Source organism: Paenibacillus sp. Z6-24 (assembly GCF_054161335.1).
The window spans coordinates 3,415,681-3,434,224 of sequence record NZ_CP096398.1 but is presented as its reverse complement, the minus strand read 5'-3'; the positions used below and the strand labels follow the sequence as shown (position 1 = coordinate 3,434,224).

Below are 18,544 nucleotides of genomic sequence, written 5' to 3'. Positions count from 1 at the left end.
AACGTGAATGTCCATTAAGGAGGCTGGTGATCCGGTGAAGATGTCGAATCCAATGAAAGTATCCGATGCTGCCGCACTGAAGCTTGAAGGCACCAAAAAGGCAACCAAGCGCAGAGGGCAGTACGGAATACTTCGTAACAAATTTCTCTATTTAATGATTCTGCCGGGATTTATTTATTTTGTTATTTTTAAGTATTTGCCAATGGGCGGGCTGATTATTTCCTTTCAGGACTACCAGCCGTATCTCGGAATTGCCGACAGCCCATGGGTAGGACTGAAGCATTTTATTCGTCTGTTTACGGAACCGACCTTTTTTATGCTGCTGAGTAATACATTGATTCTGTTCGCGCTGAATATTGTCATCTTTTTCCCGCTGCCGATTATTCTGGCACTGATGCTGAATGAAGTGCGGCATCGTTATTTCAAAAATGCGATCCAGACAATCATCTACATTCCTCACTTTATGTCCTGGGTTATTATCGTATCCATTACCTATGTATTCCTGACTGTGGATGGCGGAGTTATTAATGAAATGCTCGCGGCGATGGGCTTTCAGAAGATCAGCTTCCTGACCTCTCCGGAATGGCTGCGCACGATGTACATGGCACAGATTATCTGGAAAGAGCTCGGTTGGTCGACCATTATCTATCTGGCAGCGATCACGGTCGTCGATACCCAGCTGTATGAAGCGGCCGAGATGGATGGTGCAGGCCGTCTGCGCAAAACCTGGCATGTCACTCTGCCGGCGATCCGTCCGGTTATTATCACCCTGCTGATTCTCAAGATCGGTACCACACTGGATCTTGGATTTGAACATATGTACCTGCTGCTCAATTCACTCAACCGTGAAGTGGCCGAGATTTTTGATACTTACATTTATACGGCAGGTCTGAAAAACGGACAGCTCAGCTTCAGTACCGCGGTCGGTCTGTTTAAGGGACTCGTCGGGCTGATCCTGATCATGATGGCCAACAAGCTCGCCAAGAAATTCGGGGAAGACGGTGTCTATTGATGCCTGCTGCATCCTGTTATCTGTGCATCACATTAACCTGGAACGATAAGAGAGGGGAATAATGGAATGAGAAAAAGCCAAATGATCGCGATGAAAAAAGTAGCTGCTGTAGTGGTGAGCAGTGCCCTTGTACTGACTGCCTGCGGTGGGGAAAATGCTTCATCCGGCGTCTATGATGCCAATTCCAAAGCCGAAATCAGCTGGCTCAATATTCTGCATACCGCTTCACCGCCAACGGATACTGTACTGAACAAGCTGGAGGAGAAGACTAACAGTGATATTACCTTCTCCTGGATTCCTGATGCTTCCAAGGAAGAGCGGATCAATACGGCACTGGCGTCCGACTCGCTGTCCGATATCGTAACCTTGACGCTGCTCGATAACTCCTCTGTGCGCAATGCGCTCAAATCCGGCATGTTCTGGGAAGTAGAACCGTTTCTCAAGGATTATCCGAATCTGGCCAAAATCTCGCCGGAAACGATCAAATCCGCTTCGATTGGCGGCAAGCTGTACGGCGTTCCTTTCCAAAAAGATCTGGCCCGCAACGGCGTGACGATCCGCAAGGACTGGCTGGACAAGCTGGGTCTGGAAGTGCCCAAAACGACTGATGAGCTGATGGCTGTCGCCAAGGCATTTACCGAACAGGATCCGGATGGCAATGGCGTGAATGATACGACCGGCTTTGTCGATCGGAACGATCTGGTATACGGCGCATTCAAGACGCTGAGCTCCTACTTTGGCACACCGAATAACTGGCAGGTGAGCGAAGACGGCAAGATGACACCGGAATTCATGACCGAAGGCTACATGAAGACGATGAATTATATGAAGGATCTGTATGACAAAGGCTATATCAACAAGGACTTTGCTGTAACAGCCAAAACCGACCAGCAGCAGAAGTTCGCCCAGGGCAAGGCAGGCATCTATGTGGGCGCGCTGTTTGACAGCAAAAACCTGCTGAACATGTCCAAAGGGGTACAAGATGATATGGAGCTGGTGATGGCCAATGATATTACATCCACAGGCAATGAAAGCGACCGGGCGATCTGGGCGGCAAATAACGGAATTGGGGGTCTGCTCTCCTTCCCGCGCTCCGAAGTCAAAGATGAAGCCGAACTGAAGCGTATCCTCCAATTCGTCAATGATCTGCTGGACGAAGATTCCTATGCGCTGATGACCTATGGGGTCGAAGGGACCCACTACAAAGTGGATGACAAAGACGCAGCGACCATTACGAATACCGATCTGTGGCAGCAGGAAGTACAGCCTTTTGCTTCCAGCCGTCCAAAAGAGAGCGGATACAAGATTCATGATGCCGATCCACTCAAGCAAATGGCTGATAAAATGATCGCAGACAACGCCAACTATGCGGTGCTGAATCCTGCCTATGCGCTGGAATCCGAGACCTACAACACCCAGGGCTCCGAGCTGCAAAAAATGATCGTCGATGCCACCTACAAATACATTCTCGGCGAAATCGATGAGAACGGATTCAACCAGGCGATCGAAAGCTGGAAAAGCGCCGGCGGCAGCAGCATTATTTCCGAATATGAAGCATCGTACAAGGCAACCCAATCCTAAAAAAACAGATACCCCAAAAAACAGTCAACCTTCAGGAGGTCAGGATGAATAATACCCAATGGGCGATACTCACCGCCAATTCAATTATGGAACGTACTCCCCGGCTGTATGAAGAGCGGGTGCATCAGGGGAAATGGTCTTATGACTACGGCGTTATTCTCAAAGGATTCCAGCTGCTCTGGCAGCAGACCGGCGATCCTGTATACCTGCAGTTTATCCGCGACAATATGGATTATTTTGTTCAGGAGGACGGCAGCATTCTCGGCTACCGTCAGGATGAATATAATATCGATCATATCAACAACGGCAAGCTTCTGTTTCTCCTCTACCGGGAAACCGGGGAGGAGAAGTACCGCCGGGCGGCAGCGCTGCTGCGCGAGCAGCTGAAGAACCATCCGCGTACGTCCGAAGGAGCCTTCTGGCACAAGCAGATCTATCCGTATCAGATCTGGCTGGACGGGCTGTATATGGGTTCACCGTTCTATCTGGAATATCTGCTGACCTTTGAAGACAGTCAGGGCATTGATGACGTGACCCGCCAGTTTATCCTGTGTGAACGTCATACCCGTGATGCGAAGACAGGGCTGCTCTATCACGCCTGGGATGAGCAGAAGGTACAGCCATGGTGCGATCCACAGACAGGACTGTCCCCGCATTTCTGGGGCCGCTCGCTCGGCTGGTTCAGCATGGCACTGGTGGATGTGCTGGAGATCTTGCCGCCATCCCATCACGATTATGGAGAATTAACCCGTATTCTGAATGATACGCTGACTGCACTGCGCAGCTATCAGGAACCGGAGACCGGCGTCTGGTATCAGGTCGTCGACCAGCCAGAACGCAAAGGCAATTACCGTGAAGCCTCCGCGACTGCAATGATTGCCTATGCCATGGCCAAGGGTATCCGTCTCGGTGTACTGTCCGCCGACTGGCAGTCGATGCTGGACCTTGCTTACCATGGCATGATCGACGAGTTCGTGCTCACCACCAAAGAGGGCTGGATCAATCTGAACAAAAACTGTCAGGTTGCCGGACTCGGCGGCGCCGATCAGCGAGATGGCAGCTTTGCGTACTATATCAGTGAACCGATCGTGACCAATGATCAAAAAGGGCTGGGCGCGTTTCTGCAGGCATGTACCGAGTATGAACTGCTCGGCAAAGGCAAAAGTCATTCTGCCGGTCCAGTCAGCGGAGGGACAGCCGATGTCGGTATATAACATAGCGGACTACGGCGCTGCCCGGGATTCCGGCAAAATGTCGACCGGCGCTATCGCAGCAGCGATCGAAGCAGCCAGTCGGGCCGGCGGTGGGACCATACATGTCCCTACAGGAACATACCGGACCGGAGCGATCCGGATGAAAAGCAATATCGAACTGCATCTCAGTCCGGGAGCGGTGCTGTCCTTCAGCACCGACCCGGAGGATTATCCGGTCGTCCAGTCCAGATGGGAAGGCGCCAGCAGGGAAGTGTACAGCTCCTGCATCTATGGGGAGCATCTGGATAATGTATCCATTACCGGCGGCGGATTGCTGGAAGGAAATGGTCAGGCCTGGTGGGATTTGTTCCGTCAGTCTCCCGAGCAGCTGGCCTATCCGCGTCCCAAGCTGATCAGCTTCCATCACTGTCAGCGGCTCACGATCCGGGATGTTCGGCTGTACAATTCGCCGAGCTGGACGGTCAACCCGATCTGCTGCTCCAATGTCACCATTGATAATCTGTCTATTCACAATCCTGCCGATTCGCCCAATACGGACGGTATCAATCCGGAATCCTGCTCCAATGTACGGATCAGCAACTGCCATATCGATGTGGGTGATGACTGTATCACGATCAAGTCGGGGACAGAGGATGCCGCAGAACGTATTCCCTGCGAGAATATTACCGTCACCAACTGTACGATGCTGCACGGTCATGGCGGTGTGGTCATCGGCAGCGAAATGAGCGGCGATATCCGCAATGTGGTGATCAGTAACTGCGTTTTTAAGCAGACCGACCGCGGGATTCGTCTCAAGTCCAGACGCGGTCGCGGCGGGATCGTCGAGGATATCCGTATCAGCAATATTGTGATGGAAGATGTGATCTGCCCGTTTATTATGAATCTGTATTATTTTTGCGGTCCACGGGGCAAGGACAAGTACGTCTGGGATAAGAATCCTTATCCGGTCACGGAGGAGACGCCGCGCTTCCGCCGGATTCATTTTGCCAATATTACGGCACGTCATGTACATGCAGCGGCAGGCTTTCTGTATGGTCTGGCTGAGCAGTACATATCGGAGATTACATTTGCCAATATCGATATCTCCATGGCAGAGAATGCCACGCCCGGCCGTCCTGCGATGATGGCAGGCATTGAGGAAATGAATAACCGCGGCTTTTACCTCGGCAATGTGCGGGATATTCGCTTCCAGCAGGTGACGATCGAGAATCACGAAGGCCCGGCCTTTTATATCGAAAATGGGGAGTCGGTGGAGATCAGCGACTGCCATTCCCGCAATACGGCGAAGCCGGAGCAGCTGGTGCATCAGGTCACTACCGAAGTAACCGCAGGAGGACTATAGGATGAAAGGCAAGGATCAGCTGCTGACACTGCTGGGGGATCTGCCGGAGCAGTATACGCTGGACAGCGAGCTGCTCTGGCAGGAAGAACGGGATGGTTACCGGCTGGAGACACTGCTGCTGGATCTCAATGGCATGGAAAAGGTACCAGCGTACGTGGCGGTTCCTTCCGCAGGGGAGGGACCTTTTCCATTGGTCATCTTCAATCATTCCCATGGCGGGGATTACACGAACGGCAAGCGCGAATTTCTGCGCAGCAGTCCGTATTTGCAGGAGGCTTCCTTTGCGAAGACACTGACCGGCATGGGCTATGCCGCCTGCTGTATTGATATGTGGTGCTTCAACGAGCGCGGTGGCCGGACCGAGAGCGAGACGGTCAAGGAGATGCTCTGGCAGGGGCGTGTGCTGTGGGGCATGATGATACACGATAACCGCCGGCTGCTCGATTATATGTGCAGCCGGGACGATATCGATGCTTCGCGGATCGGTACGATCGGCATGTCGATGGGCGGACTGATGGCCTGGTGGCTGGCTGCGCTGGATGAGCGGATTACCGTTACGGTGGATATTTGCGGGCAGGTGGATGCCCATACACTTGTGCAGCGGCGCGGGTTGGATCATCATGGCTTTTATTCGTATGTACCGGGCCTGCTCAAATATTACACCACACTCGATATCCAGCAGTGGATCGCCCCGCGTCCACGGATCAGTCTCGTTGGCCGCAATGACCGACTGTGTCCGATTGATGGGGTAGAACATCTGGCAAGCGGGCTGCGAAGTGTATATGAGCAGGCAGGACACCCGGAGCACTGGGTTCCTTTTGTCGGCAGCGGCGGACATATGGAGACGGCGGAAATGAGGGCGGCCTGGATGACGTTTTTGCAAAAACATTTATAGCGTAGAGGATAATCTGTATGTACCAAAGTAAAAGGGTGCCTGCATGTGCAAAATATCAATAGATCAGAACCGTGCAGGTATGGAAAGGAGAAACGATGGAGATTCTCGTGGGTCAACAGCCATTTTGTGATTATGCGACAATCCAGGCAGCCGTCGATGCGCTGGAAATCCATACGGTTCCTCTGGAAAACAATATCGATAAGGAGCAATCTCATACATCCATTCCAGCGGTGAACAGGAATTTCCCGGCAGATGCCGCAGCCGATCTATCAGCTGACGAAGCGGATAGATCAATAGACCCATCCATGATGACGACGACAGAGATGGACACTATCCGCATCCTGGAAGGCATCTACGAGGAGTCTGTGCTCATCTATCGCTCCAATCTGCGCATCATCGGCATCGGCAGCGTGGAGATTACGGCTTGCCGGCATGCCCGGGAAAAGGATGAACAGGGCATGCCAATCGGTACCTTTGCTACGCCGACCCTGTTTGTCGGCGGGAGCAATCTGCTGCTGGAGAATCTCACGATCAGCAATACGGCTGGGCAGGGAGAAGGGATTGGTCAGGCGGTAGCTGTGTACGCCCATTCTGACCGTACTGTATTCCGGCGCTGTATATTGCGCGGTCATCAGGATACATTATTCACCGGCCCACTGCCGCCAAGGCCCCGGGAGCGTGCATCGTTTGGAGGCATTGATATTCGCGAGCATCATGCCCGGTATCGGCAGCTGTATGAGCATTGTTATATCGAAGGCACTGTTGATTTTATATTTGGCGGGGCGACAGCCTATTTTGAACACTGCCAGATTCACAGTCTGCGTCACTATCGCAACCGTTCCACCTATATCACCGCAGCCTCGACTCCGCAGGATCAGCTTTACGGCTATGTGCTGTACCATTGTTATCTGACCGGCGAGCAGGATATCGCTCCCGTCTATCTGGGGCGGCCGTGGCGGGAGTATGCGCGCACCGTTCTGGTGGAATGCAGACTGGGTGATCATATTCATCCGGCAGGCTGGCATAACTGGGACCAGCCTGCCAATGAACATACCGTTACGTATCAGGAATATGACCCTATCCATGCAGAGCAGCTTCGTGCCGATCGGGTAGGCTGGGCCGACTGCCTGACCGACGGAGCCGATCAGTGGACCAGAGAGCATGTATTTGCCGGAAGCTCATTCTGGAAATTCCGAAATCGGGAAGGAAGTGCCTTATGAAAGCAGAAGATACCACCATCACACCAACATCGCGGCAGATGATCACCAATCCGATTCTGCGCGGCTTTAACCCGGACCCTTGCATTCTGCGGGTGGAAGATACCTATTACATCGTGGTCTCGTCATTTGAATGGCTGCCCGGTGTCAGGGTGTATGAGTCCGTTGATCTGGTGAACTGGACGTACTGCACGGATATTTTGACCAATCAGGTGGATCTGAGAGGCAATCCTAAAAACTGCAGCATCTGGGCGCCCCAGCTGAGCTACCGGGATGATCGGTTCTATCTTCTTTATACCGATGTGAAAAGCACCAAGCGTCCTTTCAAGGATGATCATAACTATCTGATCACCGCCCCGGATATTCATGGACCATGGTCCGAGCCGATCTATCTGAACAGCAGCGGATTTGACCCATCGTTATTTCATGACGATGATGGAAGGAAATGGCTGCTTAACGCGCTGTGGGATTACCGGATTACCGAGGGCAACAAGTCCAGCGGCATCGTCATTCAGGAATATGATTCTACCAAGGGTACGCTGATCGGCGATCCGGTCAAACTGTTCGACTGCACCCCGCTCAAGAAAACGGAAGCTCCGCATATCTATAAAAGGAACGGTTACTACTATCTGATTACAGCCGAGGGCGGGACAGGCACCGGACATGCGGTAACAGTAGCACGTTCACGGGAACTACTCGGTCCATATGAAGTGGACCCTCATAATCCCATGATGACTTCCAGCGGACATCCGGAATGGCCGCTCCAGTGTGCAGGTCATGGCAGTCTGGTGGAGACGCATGATGGAGAGTGGTATATGGCACATCTGTGTACCCGTCCGCTGGAAGGACAGTATGCGATTCTCGGCAGGGAGACTGCGCTGCAGCAGGTATACTGGGATGAGGAAGGGTGGCTGCGGCTGACCGGCGGCGGTTCTCTGCCTCAGCTGCAGGTAGCGGCGCCAGTCGGTTATAACCGGGACGCACCAACTGGAAAGGATGGACTGGAAAAATTAGCAGTCGGTTCAACCCTTCACAATGAGCAGCTGGCAGCGGAAGAAATATCATCCGGCAGAGCTGCCTCAGCGTATACAGGATGGACATTTCAGGATTCATTTCATGGGGAACGATTGCGGCCGGAGTGGAATACACTGCGCATTCTGGCCGATGAGAGCTGGTGCTCCCTGACTGCAAGGCCGGGCTATCTGCGGCTGACTGCTGGTGAGTCGGTGCAGACGCTGTTTCATCATCATCTGCTTGCCCTGCGCCAGCAGGACCGGCACTTCCGGGCAGAGACTGCGCTGGATTATGAACCGGAATTGTATTTGCAGATGGCCGGGCTGCTGCTGTATCTGAATGAAGATAACTATCTCTATGCCTATGTGAGCCGGGAAGATAACCGCAGAGTCATCCGACTGATGAAATGCGCCGCCGACCAATTCGGTCTGATTCCCGAATATATTGAGATTCCGGAGCAGGGCATGATTCATCTGGCAGTGGAAGTCCATGAGACGGTGGCGCAGTTTTACTATAGTGTGGATACAGCAGATTCTTCGCCTGACTGGCAGCAGCTGCATGAACCGGAGAATATCAGCTTCCTGTCCGGAGGGTTTACCGGCAATTTCATAGGCATCGCCGCCCATGATATGTACCGGTTCAAGGGCAGTCATGCAGACTTCAGCCATTTCCGCTATCAGGGACAGGACCAGTAACTGCGCTGAACAGTCACACAATCAAAAGGAATCAGAAGCATTTATCCCTGGCTGAGAGCAAGCCGCTTGAGCAGAATGAATGCTCTAATGGGTCTACGATATTCCCTATCCAGCTAAATTGTCAATGGAGCTTCTTCGGCTCTGGAACTTCTCCAGGCATACCTTATCTACAGGTATGCCTTTTTGATATAAAATAGTATTGTTGTCAGCTGTCACCGTACAAAAGGGTAAATAAAGATCATAAGTGTAACCTTTATTGGTTTGGAATCGTCTTACTTGGAATTCACCTGTCTGTGCGTACATCAAAATGCAGTCAGGAACAGTCACGGAGGAGGGAACATAATGAGAATTAATCGCTTATATACGACAGGTCTACCCGCCTTGCTGTTGAGTGCAGCACTTAGCGCCTGCAGCGGCAATGCGACAGCCCCGCCTGCACCGACGCCTGCGGCAAATTCCGGTACGGCCGATCCTGCAGCAGCGACTGAAGAAACCGGCAACACCGGCGGCGAACAAGCGGGGGAAGCCGGTATCGCTGTCCAGCAGGAGAATAGTGAGACGGCTTCGGCAGACCGTCCGCAGCAGCGCTCTACTGAGATATTAATCAAAGGAGAGCCAAGCAAGCATAGCGCCGTATTGACCGAGGGTGACGGTTACTCGCTGTATGTGTATAAGGAGATGCAGCTGCAGAATAACCGTCTGTCTCTCAAATCCAATCCCAAATATTATGCAGAGATTGAAACGCTCCCGTCCGACTTCAATGTGGATCAACTGCGCAAACAGGGCAAGCAGGAACTGGCTGCAACCGGAGAAGTGCAGGAATTCGGCGGTGATACAGTAGGTGAGCCGCTGACTGGTGCACGGTTGTTCCTGCAATCCGGCAATGAACAGTTGCTGCAGAGCTATGTTGTCTGGGAACCGGAAGGGGAGCAAGGCTACATTTTCCATATTTATCAGCCAAGAGGGGAAGAGGGCGGACTGTTCAACCCGCTCGTCTATGATTCTCTCGCCAGTATTAAGGCGAAATAATCAAGGCTGGTTGCAGCTGATCATTTTTCGTGCATGTAATTATTCCCGGATAGCAGCAAATTGTAGTATGCAATCATAATTATGCCCACGTCATACCATTCTGCCGACGGCTTTGCCGTTGGCTTTTTTGTATTTAGAAAAAACTATGCATTATAAAGATAAATGCCGATAAAGAAATCGTCAGATAGAAGTTATTTCCTTGTGTTCAAAATTGTGAACGAAAAACGTCGAAACGTGAAACATTTTGAATCTTTTTGAAGGAGGATGATTGTTTTTTGTCAGCTTTGTGGTAGTATTAAAAGCAGTTGGAGGAATGAATATGCTTACAGAGGAACGCTACAACCTGATTATAGAGCGCTTACAGGAACGTGGTGTTGTAAAATTACAGGAGCTTGTCGATGTACTGGGCGCTTCGGAGTCTACGATACGACGCGATTTGATCGATCTGGAAGGTCGTCAGCTGCTTAAGCGTATCCATGGGGGAGCCACACTGCTGAACCAGAAAAGCCAGGAACCCGGCATGGAAGAAAAAACACTCACAAACATTCATGAAAAGAGTATAATTGCCCGGTTGGCTGCTCGTGAGATTGAAGATGGCGAATGCATCTATCTGGATGCAGGTACGACGACCCTGGCGATCATTCCTTATATTGAAGCCAAGGATGTCACCGTTGTGACCAATGGTTTGTCTCACGTGGAGGCGCTTGTCAGCAAGCGGATTCGCAGCTATCTGCTCGGCGGTATGATGAAGATGCATACCAAGGCCGTCATCGGCAGTATGGCTTTGCAAAATATAGATAACTTCCGGTTTGATAAATGCTTTCTGGGAGCAAACGGAGTAGACGCGGAGATGGGTTATACCACCCCTGACCCGGAGGAAGCGATGATCAAGCGCCGCGCACACGAACTGGCTGCTCATACGTATGTACTGGCCGATTCAAGCAAGATCGGGGAAGTGACCTTTGCCAAACTGCTGGATCTGGATGATGCGGTACTGATTACCGAATCGGTGCCGGAACACTCACGCCCGTCTATTTCGAACAAAACTAAAATAATCGAGGGATAACTATGATATACACAGTGACACTCAACCCTTCTATCGATTACATCGTGGAAGTGGATGAACTCAAGCTCGGCGATTTGAACCGGATGAAACGTGACCTGAAGCTTCCCGGCGGAAAAGGAATCAACGTATCCCGTATCCTCAATCAGCTTGGTGCGGACAATACAGCGATCGGATTCCTCGGTGGATTCACCGGCCGTTATATTGAGGATAAGCTGCAAGAGCACACCATCAAGACGGACTTTGTTGCCATTGCGGATGATACACGGATCAATGTCAAGCTCAAGCATGGTGACGAGACCGAGATCAACGGCCTGGGTCCGGCGATTACGGCAGCCGAAGCCGATCGGCTGGTCGGCAAACTGTCCGGTCTAAGCAAAGGCGATGTACTCGTACTGTCCGGTAGTGTACCTCCTTCACTCGGCGGTGATTTCTATGATCGCCTGATCGATGTATGCCACAGCAAAGGTGCCGAATTCGTTATCGATACGACCGGCAAAGCCCTGCTGGAAGCTCTGCCGCACGGCCCGCTGCTGGTGAAGCCAAACCATCACGAGCTGGCAGAACTGTTCAACGTGACCATCAACACACGTGAAGAGATCGTTACCTACGGACGCAAGCTGCTGGAAATGGGAGCCAAAAACGTACTGATCTCGATGGCAGGCGAAGGCGCATTGTTCATTACCACAGATGAAATCTATCATGCCAATGTCCCAAGAGGCCAGGTGAAGAACTCTGTCGGTGCAGGAGATTCCATGATCGGGGGCTTTGTCGGTACGCTTGTACTGAACGGGGATTCGCTGGAAGCTTTCCGTACGGGTGTAGCTTCCGGCAGCGCAACCGCATTTTCCGATGATCTCGCAGATCGTGCCAAGATCGAGGAGCTGCTGCCGCAGGTAAGCATTAACCGGGTCTAAAGCAATGCTGCAGCAGACAAGCTTCATAGTTAGTCTGCTGCAGAAAAGTCCTGGCCATACAGGATCATCTGGCTTTTATTTAACATTTAAATAGTAAAAGTATCCAATTCACATCTTCCGCCGCCTGTACAGCGGCAGGAGATGATTGACATTAAGGGAGTGTACACAATGAGAATTACAGACCTGATGATCAAAGAGGTCATGATCATGGATTTGCAGGCGGTGACCAAGGAAGCAGCCATTGACGAGCTGATCGCCAGCCTGACATCCAGCGGCCGTATTAACGATCCAATCCTGTTCAAGGAAATGATCCTGAAGCGCGAGGGAGAGTCCAGCACCGGTATCGGCGGCGGAATCGCCATGCCTCACGCCAAGACCAAAGCGGTAAACGAACCTACCGTTGTATTTGCCAAAAGTTCACGCGGCGTTGATTATGAATCCCTGGATGGCGAACCGGCTCATCTGTTCTTCATGATCGCAGCTCCGGAAGGTGCAGCCAATACCCATCTGCGTACGCTGGCAGCACTGTCCAAGCTGCTCATTGATAGCGATTTCATCGCCCTGCTGATGAAAACCCAGACACCGGATGAAGTATCTGCCCTGTTCGACGAAAAGCAGGCGGAAGCCGATGCCAAAGAAGAAGCGAAAAAAGCAGCCAAAGCGGCAAAAGAAGCCGAAGCTGCCAAAGCAAGTGAGCAGCAAAAGGAAAATGCACGCGAGCAGCAGGCAAACGAGATGCTGACAGGCAGTGCGGGCAGCCAGCCATTCGTCGTAGCGGTAACCGCTTGTCCTACCGGCATTGCGCATACCTTTATGGCTGAAGATGCGCTGATCAAAAAAGCCCAGGAAATGGGCGTAGAGATCCGCGTAGAGACCAACGGTTCCGAAGGCGCACAAAACGTGCTGACCGAAGATGAGATCCGCCGTGCGAGCGGTGTTATCGTAGCCGCTGACAAAAAGGTCGAAATGGACCGCTTTGACGGCAAGCCTGTACTGCAAAGACCGGTAAGTGACGGTATCCGCAAAACGGAAGAACTGATCACCAAAGCAATGAAAGGCGATGCACCAACCTATCACAGTGCTGGCGGCAAATCTTCCGGTGAAGCTGGAGCATCCCAGGAGAAAACAAGCGTCGGCAGCAAAATTTACAAAGACCTGATGAATGGTATCTCCCACATGCTGCCGTTCGTTGTCGGCGGTGGTATCCTGCTGGCGATCTCCTTCCTGATCGAACAGACAGCCGGTGAGAGCAGCCCGCTCTTCCAGCTTCTGCAGACGATCGGCGGCGGACAGGGCGCATTCTTCTTCCTGATTCCGATCCTGGCCGGTTTTATCGCGATGAGTATCGGTGATCGTCCGGCACTGATGCCTGGTATGGTCGGCGGTCTGATGGCGGTTAACTCCAATGCCGGTTTCCTTGGCGGTCTGGCTGCCGGTTTCCTGGCTGGTTATGTCGTTATCGGTCTGCGTAAGCTGTTGGCCGGTCTGCCAAAGGCGATTGACGGATTAAAACCGATTCTGCTGTATCCTGTACTGGGTCTGCTCGTTACCGGTACAATCATGTACTACTTCTTTGACCCGATCTTCGGTGGAATTAACACATGGCTCGTCGATGTACTGAACAACCTGGGTACCGGTAATGCGATCATTCTCGGTCTGATCCTGGGTGGTATGATGTCTATCGATATGGGTGGTCCTTTTAACAAGGCAGCCTATGCGTTTGCGATCGGTGTGTTCACTTCCAGTGGCAACACGAATGGTCTGATGATGGCAGCGGTTATGGCAGGCGGTATGGTGCCTCCACTGGCAATCGCCCTGTCGACCACATTCTTCAAAAACAAATTCACCGAACAGGAACGCAAGTCTGGTGTAACCAACTATGTACTCGGTTTATCCTTCATTACTGAAGGTGCGATTCCATTCGCGGCAGCAGATCCGCTGCGTGTACTGACTTCCTGTATTCTCGGTTCTGCTGTAGCAGGTGGACTGACACAGTTCTGGCACATCAACCTGCCGGCACCGCACGGTGGTGTCTTCGTAGCGGCTCTGGCGAATAATGGCAGCGGCAGTGTACTGATGGCGGCCATGCTGTTCCTGCTGGCCGTTATCATCGGTGCGGTCATCTCTGCACTGGTGCTCGGTATCTGGAAAAAGCCAGTTCAGCAAAAACTCGTTGAAAATCAGAAAAAAGCGGCTTAACTGCTGCCAATAAAAACCAGCGTAACCGCTGTAAATAGAATCTCCCGCTTGCCTGTATCCGTCTGGATAGAAGGCAGCGGGAGATTTTTTTGTACACCTGTATTTTCGAATGCAAGCTAATTGTTAAAAAGGATGGGACCGAATCAATTCTATAAAATGACGCGCTGCCGCAGATAGCGGTTCCTGGCTGCGTGTGCAGACAGCGATTGTATTGTATAACTGTACTTCATCTACATAAACACGGCACAGTTCACCCCGTTTTACCCGTTCCTTCACAATGATGGAAGAGACAAAGTTCGCTCCATAGCCAGCAATAACCGCCTGTATCGCTTCATGCAATCCATTGAACTGCAAAGTGATACGCGGTGCGGGCAGATTGTAGGTACGGCAAAGAGAAAGCAGGCGTTCCCGGGTGGAGCTGCCCTGTTCCCGCATGACAAAAGGCTGCTGCATCATCTCGGCCAGTGAAATATGACGTTCGGCATATGGATGATCCGGCGCCACCACAAACCAGAGTTCATCCCGGAATAATTCCTCCATATCGATCCATTCGTTCATACGCTCCGGTACCCCTCCATAGATTGCGAGATCTACCTGTACGTGGGTCAGCATATGAAGCGCATCTGCTGAGTTGGTCGTATAAATCGTCAGCTCGACTTCTTCATACTGCCGCTTGAAACGGGACAGCCAGCCGGGCAGCAGAAAGTGGGAAGGCAAATACGTCGCTGCCAGCGCAATATGTCCGGTAAGTCCCTGTTCATGCTGCTGGCAGAAGTGTTCAATCTGCTGCTCTACCGCAAACAGCCGTGCTGCCATACTGGCAATATCTTTTCCCGCAGCCGTTAGGGCAATCCCGCGTCCAAACGGCTGAAGCAGCTGTAGATTAAGCTCTTTTTCCAGCTTTTTCACCTGGATTGTAATAGCAGGCTGGCTAATGTTCAGCTGCTCTGCGGCACGGGTTACATTGCCGGTAGAAGCGATTGTATAAAACAAACGAAGGGCATGCAGGTTCATCGTTAGACTCCTTTTCATTCAAAAAGAGATAATTGGTGTTATTCTTCCTGATTTATGTTTTTACAATCATAATATATATGTATGAATAATAGATAAAGATATATTATATTTATCATTTTTTGCGCGTTATGCTGATAACAGAGATCAGAGCTTATCACATCCCTCATCAACAGGGAGAAGAGAGATTAATGATATCGGACATAACAGCATGGAGGAGCGATGAATATGAGTGATGGATATACAGATAATGAACAACGCTGGAGCGAGGTAGATCATTATGTAGAGCAGAAATTGATACCCGAGGATTCGATCATGAAGCAGGTGCTGTTAAGCAATCAACAGGCGGATCTGCCGCCATTTGATGTATCGCCTTTACAGGGCCGGTTTCTGCAACTGCTGGTTCGGATGTCCGGAGCGCGCCGGATACTGGAGATTGGTACGCTCGGCGGCTACAGTACCATCTGGATGGCGCGTGCACTGCCTGCAGGAGGCCGGATTGTTACGTTAGAGCTGAATCGGCATCATGCAGATACTGCTGCAGCTAATTTTGAACTTGCCGGTGTCACCGGGCAGATTGAACTGAGACAGGGAGATGCGCTGAAGCAGCTGGCCCGGCTGGATGAAGAAGATGCGGAAGCTTTTGATTTTATTTTTATCGATGCGGACAAACCGAACAACCCGGATTATCTGAAATGGGCGCTTCGCTTTTCCCGACCGGGTACTGTCATTTTTGGTGATAATGTGATCCGTGAAGGGGAGATTATTAACCAACAGAGCAGTGACCCGCGCATCAAAGGAGTGCGAACATTCTACGATATGCTGGCCGGGGAACCGCGTATTACAGCTACGGCACTTCAGACGATTGGCAGCAAAGGATACGATGGATTCATGATCGGAATTGTCAATGATGGGAAGTGTTCAGTCCAATAACCATACCATGTTAATAGATCATCGCAGACGGGTTCCGTGCTTCTGATCGGCATGGCACGACAAAACACCTCCAAATCTCTCCTATTAGGCATAAGGAGAATTGGAGGTGTTGATGGTTGTATATTGCTATATATCATAACAATTCATCATAGACAGCTTGTGCAATAGTCTCTGCCAACCTCTCGTTACCCGATTGGATCATCAGAGAATTGAACAGCAGGACTGCTTATGCTGTTGTTTCTTCTGTAGTCTCTTCAGCAGTCTGTCCCTGTGGAGCTACACGGATAATAACCGCTGTAGGCTCGGTCAGTACTTCTACGCCTTTGTGAAGTTCCAGATCGGATACAAGCAGGCTGTCGCCGATGTTCATGCTGCTGATATCCACTTCAAAGGAGCTGAGCAGATTATCAGGCATACAACGAGTCTCGATCTCATACAGTTCGGTTTGCAGGCTTCCGCCGGCTTTGACGCCCGCTGGTTCGCCGACAAAATGAATGGTTACCATGGAATCCATGCTTGCATTCATGTTCAGCTGATGAAAATCAATATGGATGATTTTGTTGGTCAGAGCATCACGCTGGATGTTCTGGATAACAACCGGTTTGTTGCCAATTTCCGGAATGCTGGCATTCAGGATCGCATGGCCGTTTTCCTTGATCGCGAGCAGCAGAGCTTTTTCGCCGACACTTACAGAGCGGCTGCCAAAGTCTTTGCCGTATACGACAGCAGGAATATTGCCTTCTTTTCTCAGGTTTTTGTTTTGTGATTTCTGTTCATGTGTACGTGCATTTAGTTCGATTAGATTACTCATTTAATTGCCTCCTGGGTATGTTACAAAAGTGTATTTGGTAAATAATATGCCTATAAAAAAAGACGGATTTAGAGATGTGTTCATCGTTCCAATCCGTCGTTCGAAATATTGAATAGGTATGTTTATGACTCCTTTAAGCTTAACACAGGTTCTCATATTGTCAATTTTTATTACATTACAGGTAAAAAATATTATCTTGATTGTTTACATAATAACGGGTTTAGATTGAATTTAGCATGTACAGTTTGTCGATAAGCATTTGACCTAGAAAGAAGTGGTGGAATCGCTTGTGTTATCGGACATTTACCTTACCCCTTATCTGGGCAAGAAACAGGCCGTTTCCCGGATCTACCGGTAGAAACGGCCTGTTCTTGTTCAAGATGCTCTGTGTACTTTGATTACAGGGAATGCTGCTTCAGAAAGTTTTTGACCGCAGTCGTTTCTTTGCCGCCGGATTGTTCGATCAGATCCAGATAGTCTTGCAGCTGGGTCAGCAGTTTGCTTTTTTTGATCTGTTCCGCCGTTTTGCTGCTTAGTATGCGCTGGTAGGCATTACGGGCCTCAGGATCAATTGTCAGCGTACCATACTGGAACAGCGGCGTATTGTCCAATCCATGAAATATATACATTTTGCTGCGGTCATACCATTCCTGCACGGCTTTTCTGCGGTTGGAGGAGGAATAGGTATTCAGGAAGTTTTCCATCGCCAGCGCACGGTTTAGCAGCTCACCCCAGCCGATAATGATCCCTGCGTCCTTGCTGGTAGGCTGGTCGGTTTCAGCAGCCATGATATTAATATAGTCACGGATATCCGGTTTGATATATGGATTAAATACCTTGAAGCTTTTGTAATCGACCACCGGATGGTACGTACCTTCGGTAGCTTCCAACTTGTATCCCATATCGGCCAGATCCTGCAGAACGATCCGGTTGTCCAATCCTTTAACCTGGCCTGCAGCAGTGCGCATGCTCATGCCCGGTTTGTAGATGTTATGAATCGCTTGCTGAAGATCGGTTCTGCTGATTCGATCCATCGCGGTTAACCAATGATTGTTGTAGGCATTCTCCAGCTTCAGAACGGCAAGTGTCGCCCGGGATGGAGTGAATTCATCGATCCGGTTGACTAGTGTGGCCCGTGCCCATCCGAGAGTCGCCGGTTTTTGCAGCCGCTGGACAAATAAATTGTAGGAACTCTGCGCCTGCCTGGTCTGCACGGCTGTCGCTGCTTGCGCCTGCTTGATCGGCAGCAGAGAAGATGGGACAGCGGTAATACTGGTGCCCAGCAGTGCAGCCGTTAAGCCGATGAGAATTAATCGGCGAGGAGATTGCTGTTTAATCGGATGGATGGGCGTTTTTTTTGACATAGGAATCATACAATAAGCCTCCTTGGGAATTCTTCGTTACCTTCTGCTTACATACTCAGACGCGATCCTTTCATGAAAAGTTACGTTTTATCCCGGCAAGTACTACAAGGATAGCGGGCAGAGTACCTTGCATATGGCCTGCGTCATCGCCATTCTTAATTATTATAAAAATATAAAATACATTTGTACTCAAAAAATGTAGAAGGAGAGACAGTATGAGGAACAAAGAACATTTCCCGTCTTCATG

Annotated in this window: 15 protein-coding genes; 12 read left to right on the top strand and 3 right to left on the bottom strand. The window is 50.7% G+C overall.

Annotated elements, in window-relative coordinates:
• The first annotated feature begins 154 nt into the window (after nucleotides 1-154).
• The 11 genes from M1D61_RS14925 to M1D61_RS14875 all read left to right on the top strand — a co-directional run bounded on the left by M1D61_RS14925 (nucleotide 155) and on the right by M1D61_RS14875 (nucleotide 14,178).
• A complete protein-coding gene (locus M1D61_RS14925; RefSeq protein ID WP_407668039.1) occupies nucleotides 155-1,012 on the top strand; it encodes an ABC transporter permease in 858 nt (285 codons plus the stop codon).
• Between the two features lie 66 nt (nucleotides 1,013-1,078).
• Nucleotides 1,079-2,593, top strand: a complete 1,515-nt coding sequence (locus tag M1D61_RS14920; RefSeq protein WP_458119437.1) for an extracellular solute-binding protein — start codon at nucleotides 1,079-1,081, stop codon at nucleotides 2,591-2,593.
• Nucleotides 2,594-2,637: 44 nt separating this feature from the next.
• Nucleotides 2,638-3,807, top strand: a complete 1,170-nt coding sequence (locus M1D61_RS14915; RefSeq protein WP_458119436.1) for a glycoside hydrolase family 88/105 protein — start codon at nucleotides 2,638-2,640, stop codon at nucleotides 3,805-3,807.
• Complete coding sequence (locus M1D61_RS14910; protein WP_458119434.1) at nucleotides 3,794-5,149, top strand: glycoside hydrolase family 28 protein; 1,356 nt, start codon at nucleotides 3,794-3,796, stop codon at nucleotides 5,147-5,149. Before M1D61_RS14915 ends, M1D61_RS14910 begins: the two co-directional genes overlap by 14 nt.
• 1 nt (nucleotide 5,150) lies before the next feature.
• On the top strand, nucleotides 5,151-6,044 hold the full coding sequence (locus tag M1D61_RS14905) for a dienelactone hydrolase family protein (protein WP_458119433.1): 894 nt from the start codon (nucleotides 5,151-5,153) through the stop codon (nucleotides 6,042-6,044).
• Nucleotides 6,045-6,139: 95 nt separating this feature from the next.
• Nucleotides 6,140-7,264 carry a pectinesterase family protein gene (locus M1D61_RS14900; protein ID WP_458119432.1) on the top strand — a complete coding sequence of 375 codons (1,125 nt, stop codon included), beginning with the start codon at nucleotides 6,140-6,142 and terminating at the stop codon, nucleotides 7,262-7,264.
• Complete coding sequence (locus M1D61_RS14895; RefSeq protein ID WP_458119430.1) at nucleotides 7,261-8,970, top strand: glycoside hydrolase family 43 protein; 1,710 nt, start codon at nucleotides 7,261-7,263, stop codon at nucleotides 8,968-8,970. Before M1D61_RS14900 ends, M1D61_RS14895 begins: the two co-directional genes overlap by 4 nt.
• Before the next feature lie 342 nt (nucleotides 8,971-9,312).
• Nucleotides 9,313-9,999: a hypothetical protein gene (locus tag M1D61_RS14890; protein ID WP_458119428.1), complete on the top strand. Its 687-nt coding sequence runs from the start codon at nucleotides 9,313-9,315 to the stop codon at nucleotides 9,997-9,999.
• Between the two features lie 319 nt (nucleotides 10,000-10,318).
• Nucleotides 10,319-11,065, top strand: coding sequence for a DeoR/GlpR family DNA-binding transcription regulator (locus M1D61_RS14885; protein ID WP_458119426.1), 747 nt, complete (start codon nucleotides 10,319-10,321; stop codon nucleotides 11,063-11,065).
• A gap of 2 nt (nucleotides 11,066-11,067) precedes the next feature.
• On the top strand, nucleotides 11,068-11,979 hold the full coding sequence (pfkB, locus tag M1D61_RS14880; RefSeq protein ID WP_458119425.1) for a 1-phosphofructokinase: 912 nt from the start codon (nucleotides 11,068-11,070) through the stop codon (nucleotides 11,977-11,979).
• Between the two features lie 168 nt (nucleotides 11,980-12,147).
• A complete protein-coding gene (locus tag M1D61_RS14875) occupies nucleotides 12,148-14,178 on the top strand; it encodes a PTS fructose transporter subunit IIABC (protein WP_458119424.1) in 2,031 nt (676 codons plus the stop codon).
• Nucleotides 14,179-14,301: 123 nt separating this feature from the next.
• Here M1D61_RS14875 and M1D61_RS14870 read toward each other — a convergent pair whose 3' ends face one another.
• Nucleotides 14,302-15,192: a LysR family transcriptional regulator gene (locus tag M1D61_RS14870; protein ID WP_458119422.1), complete on the bottom strand. Its 891-nt coding sequence runs from the start codon at nucleotides 15,190-15,192 to the stop codon at nucleotides 14,302-14,304.
• A gap of 225 nt (nucleotides 15,193-15,417) precedes the next feature.
• Between M1D61_RS14870 and M1D61_RS14865 the strand changes: the two genes are divergently transcribed.
• Nucleotides 15,418-16,122, top strand: a complete 705-nt coding sequence (locus tag M1D61_RS14865) for an O-methyltransferase (RefSeq protein ID WP_458119421.1) — start codon at nucleotides 15,418-15,420, stop codon at nucleotides 16,120-16,122.
• A gap of 226 nt (nucleotides 16,123-16,348) precedes the next feature.
• Here the strand turns inward: M1D61_RS14865 and M1D61_RS14860 are convergent, their stop codons facing one another.
• Nucleotides 16,349-16,933, bottom strand: coding sequence for a 50S ribosomal protein L25 (locus M1D61_RS14860; RefSeq protein ID WP_458119420.1), 585 nt, complete (start codon nucleotides 16,931-16,933; stop codon nucleotides 16,349-16,351).
• Between the two features lie 398 nt (nucleotides 16,934-17,331).
• Nucleotides 17,332-18,306, bottom strand: coding sequence for a hypothetical protein (locus M1D61_RS14855; RefSeq protein WP_458119418.1), 975 nt, complete (start codon nucleotides 18,304-18,306; stop codon nucleotides 17,332-17,334).
• Nucleotides 18,307-18,544: the final 238 nt, after the last annotated feature.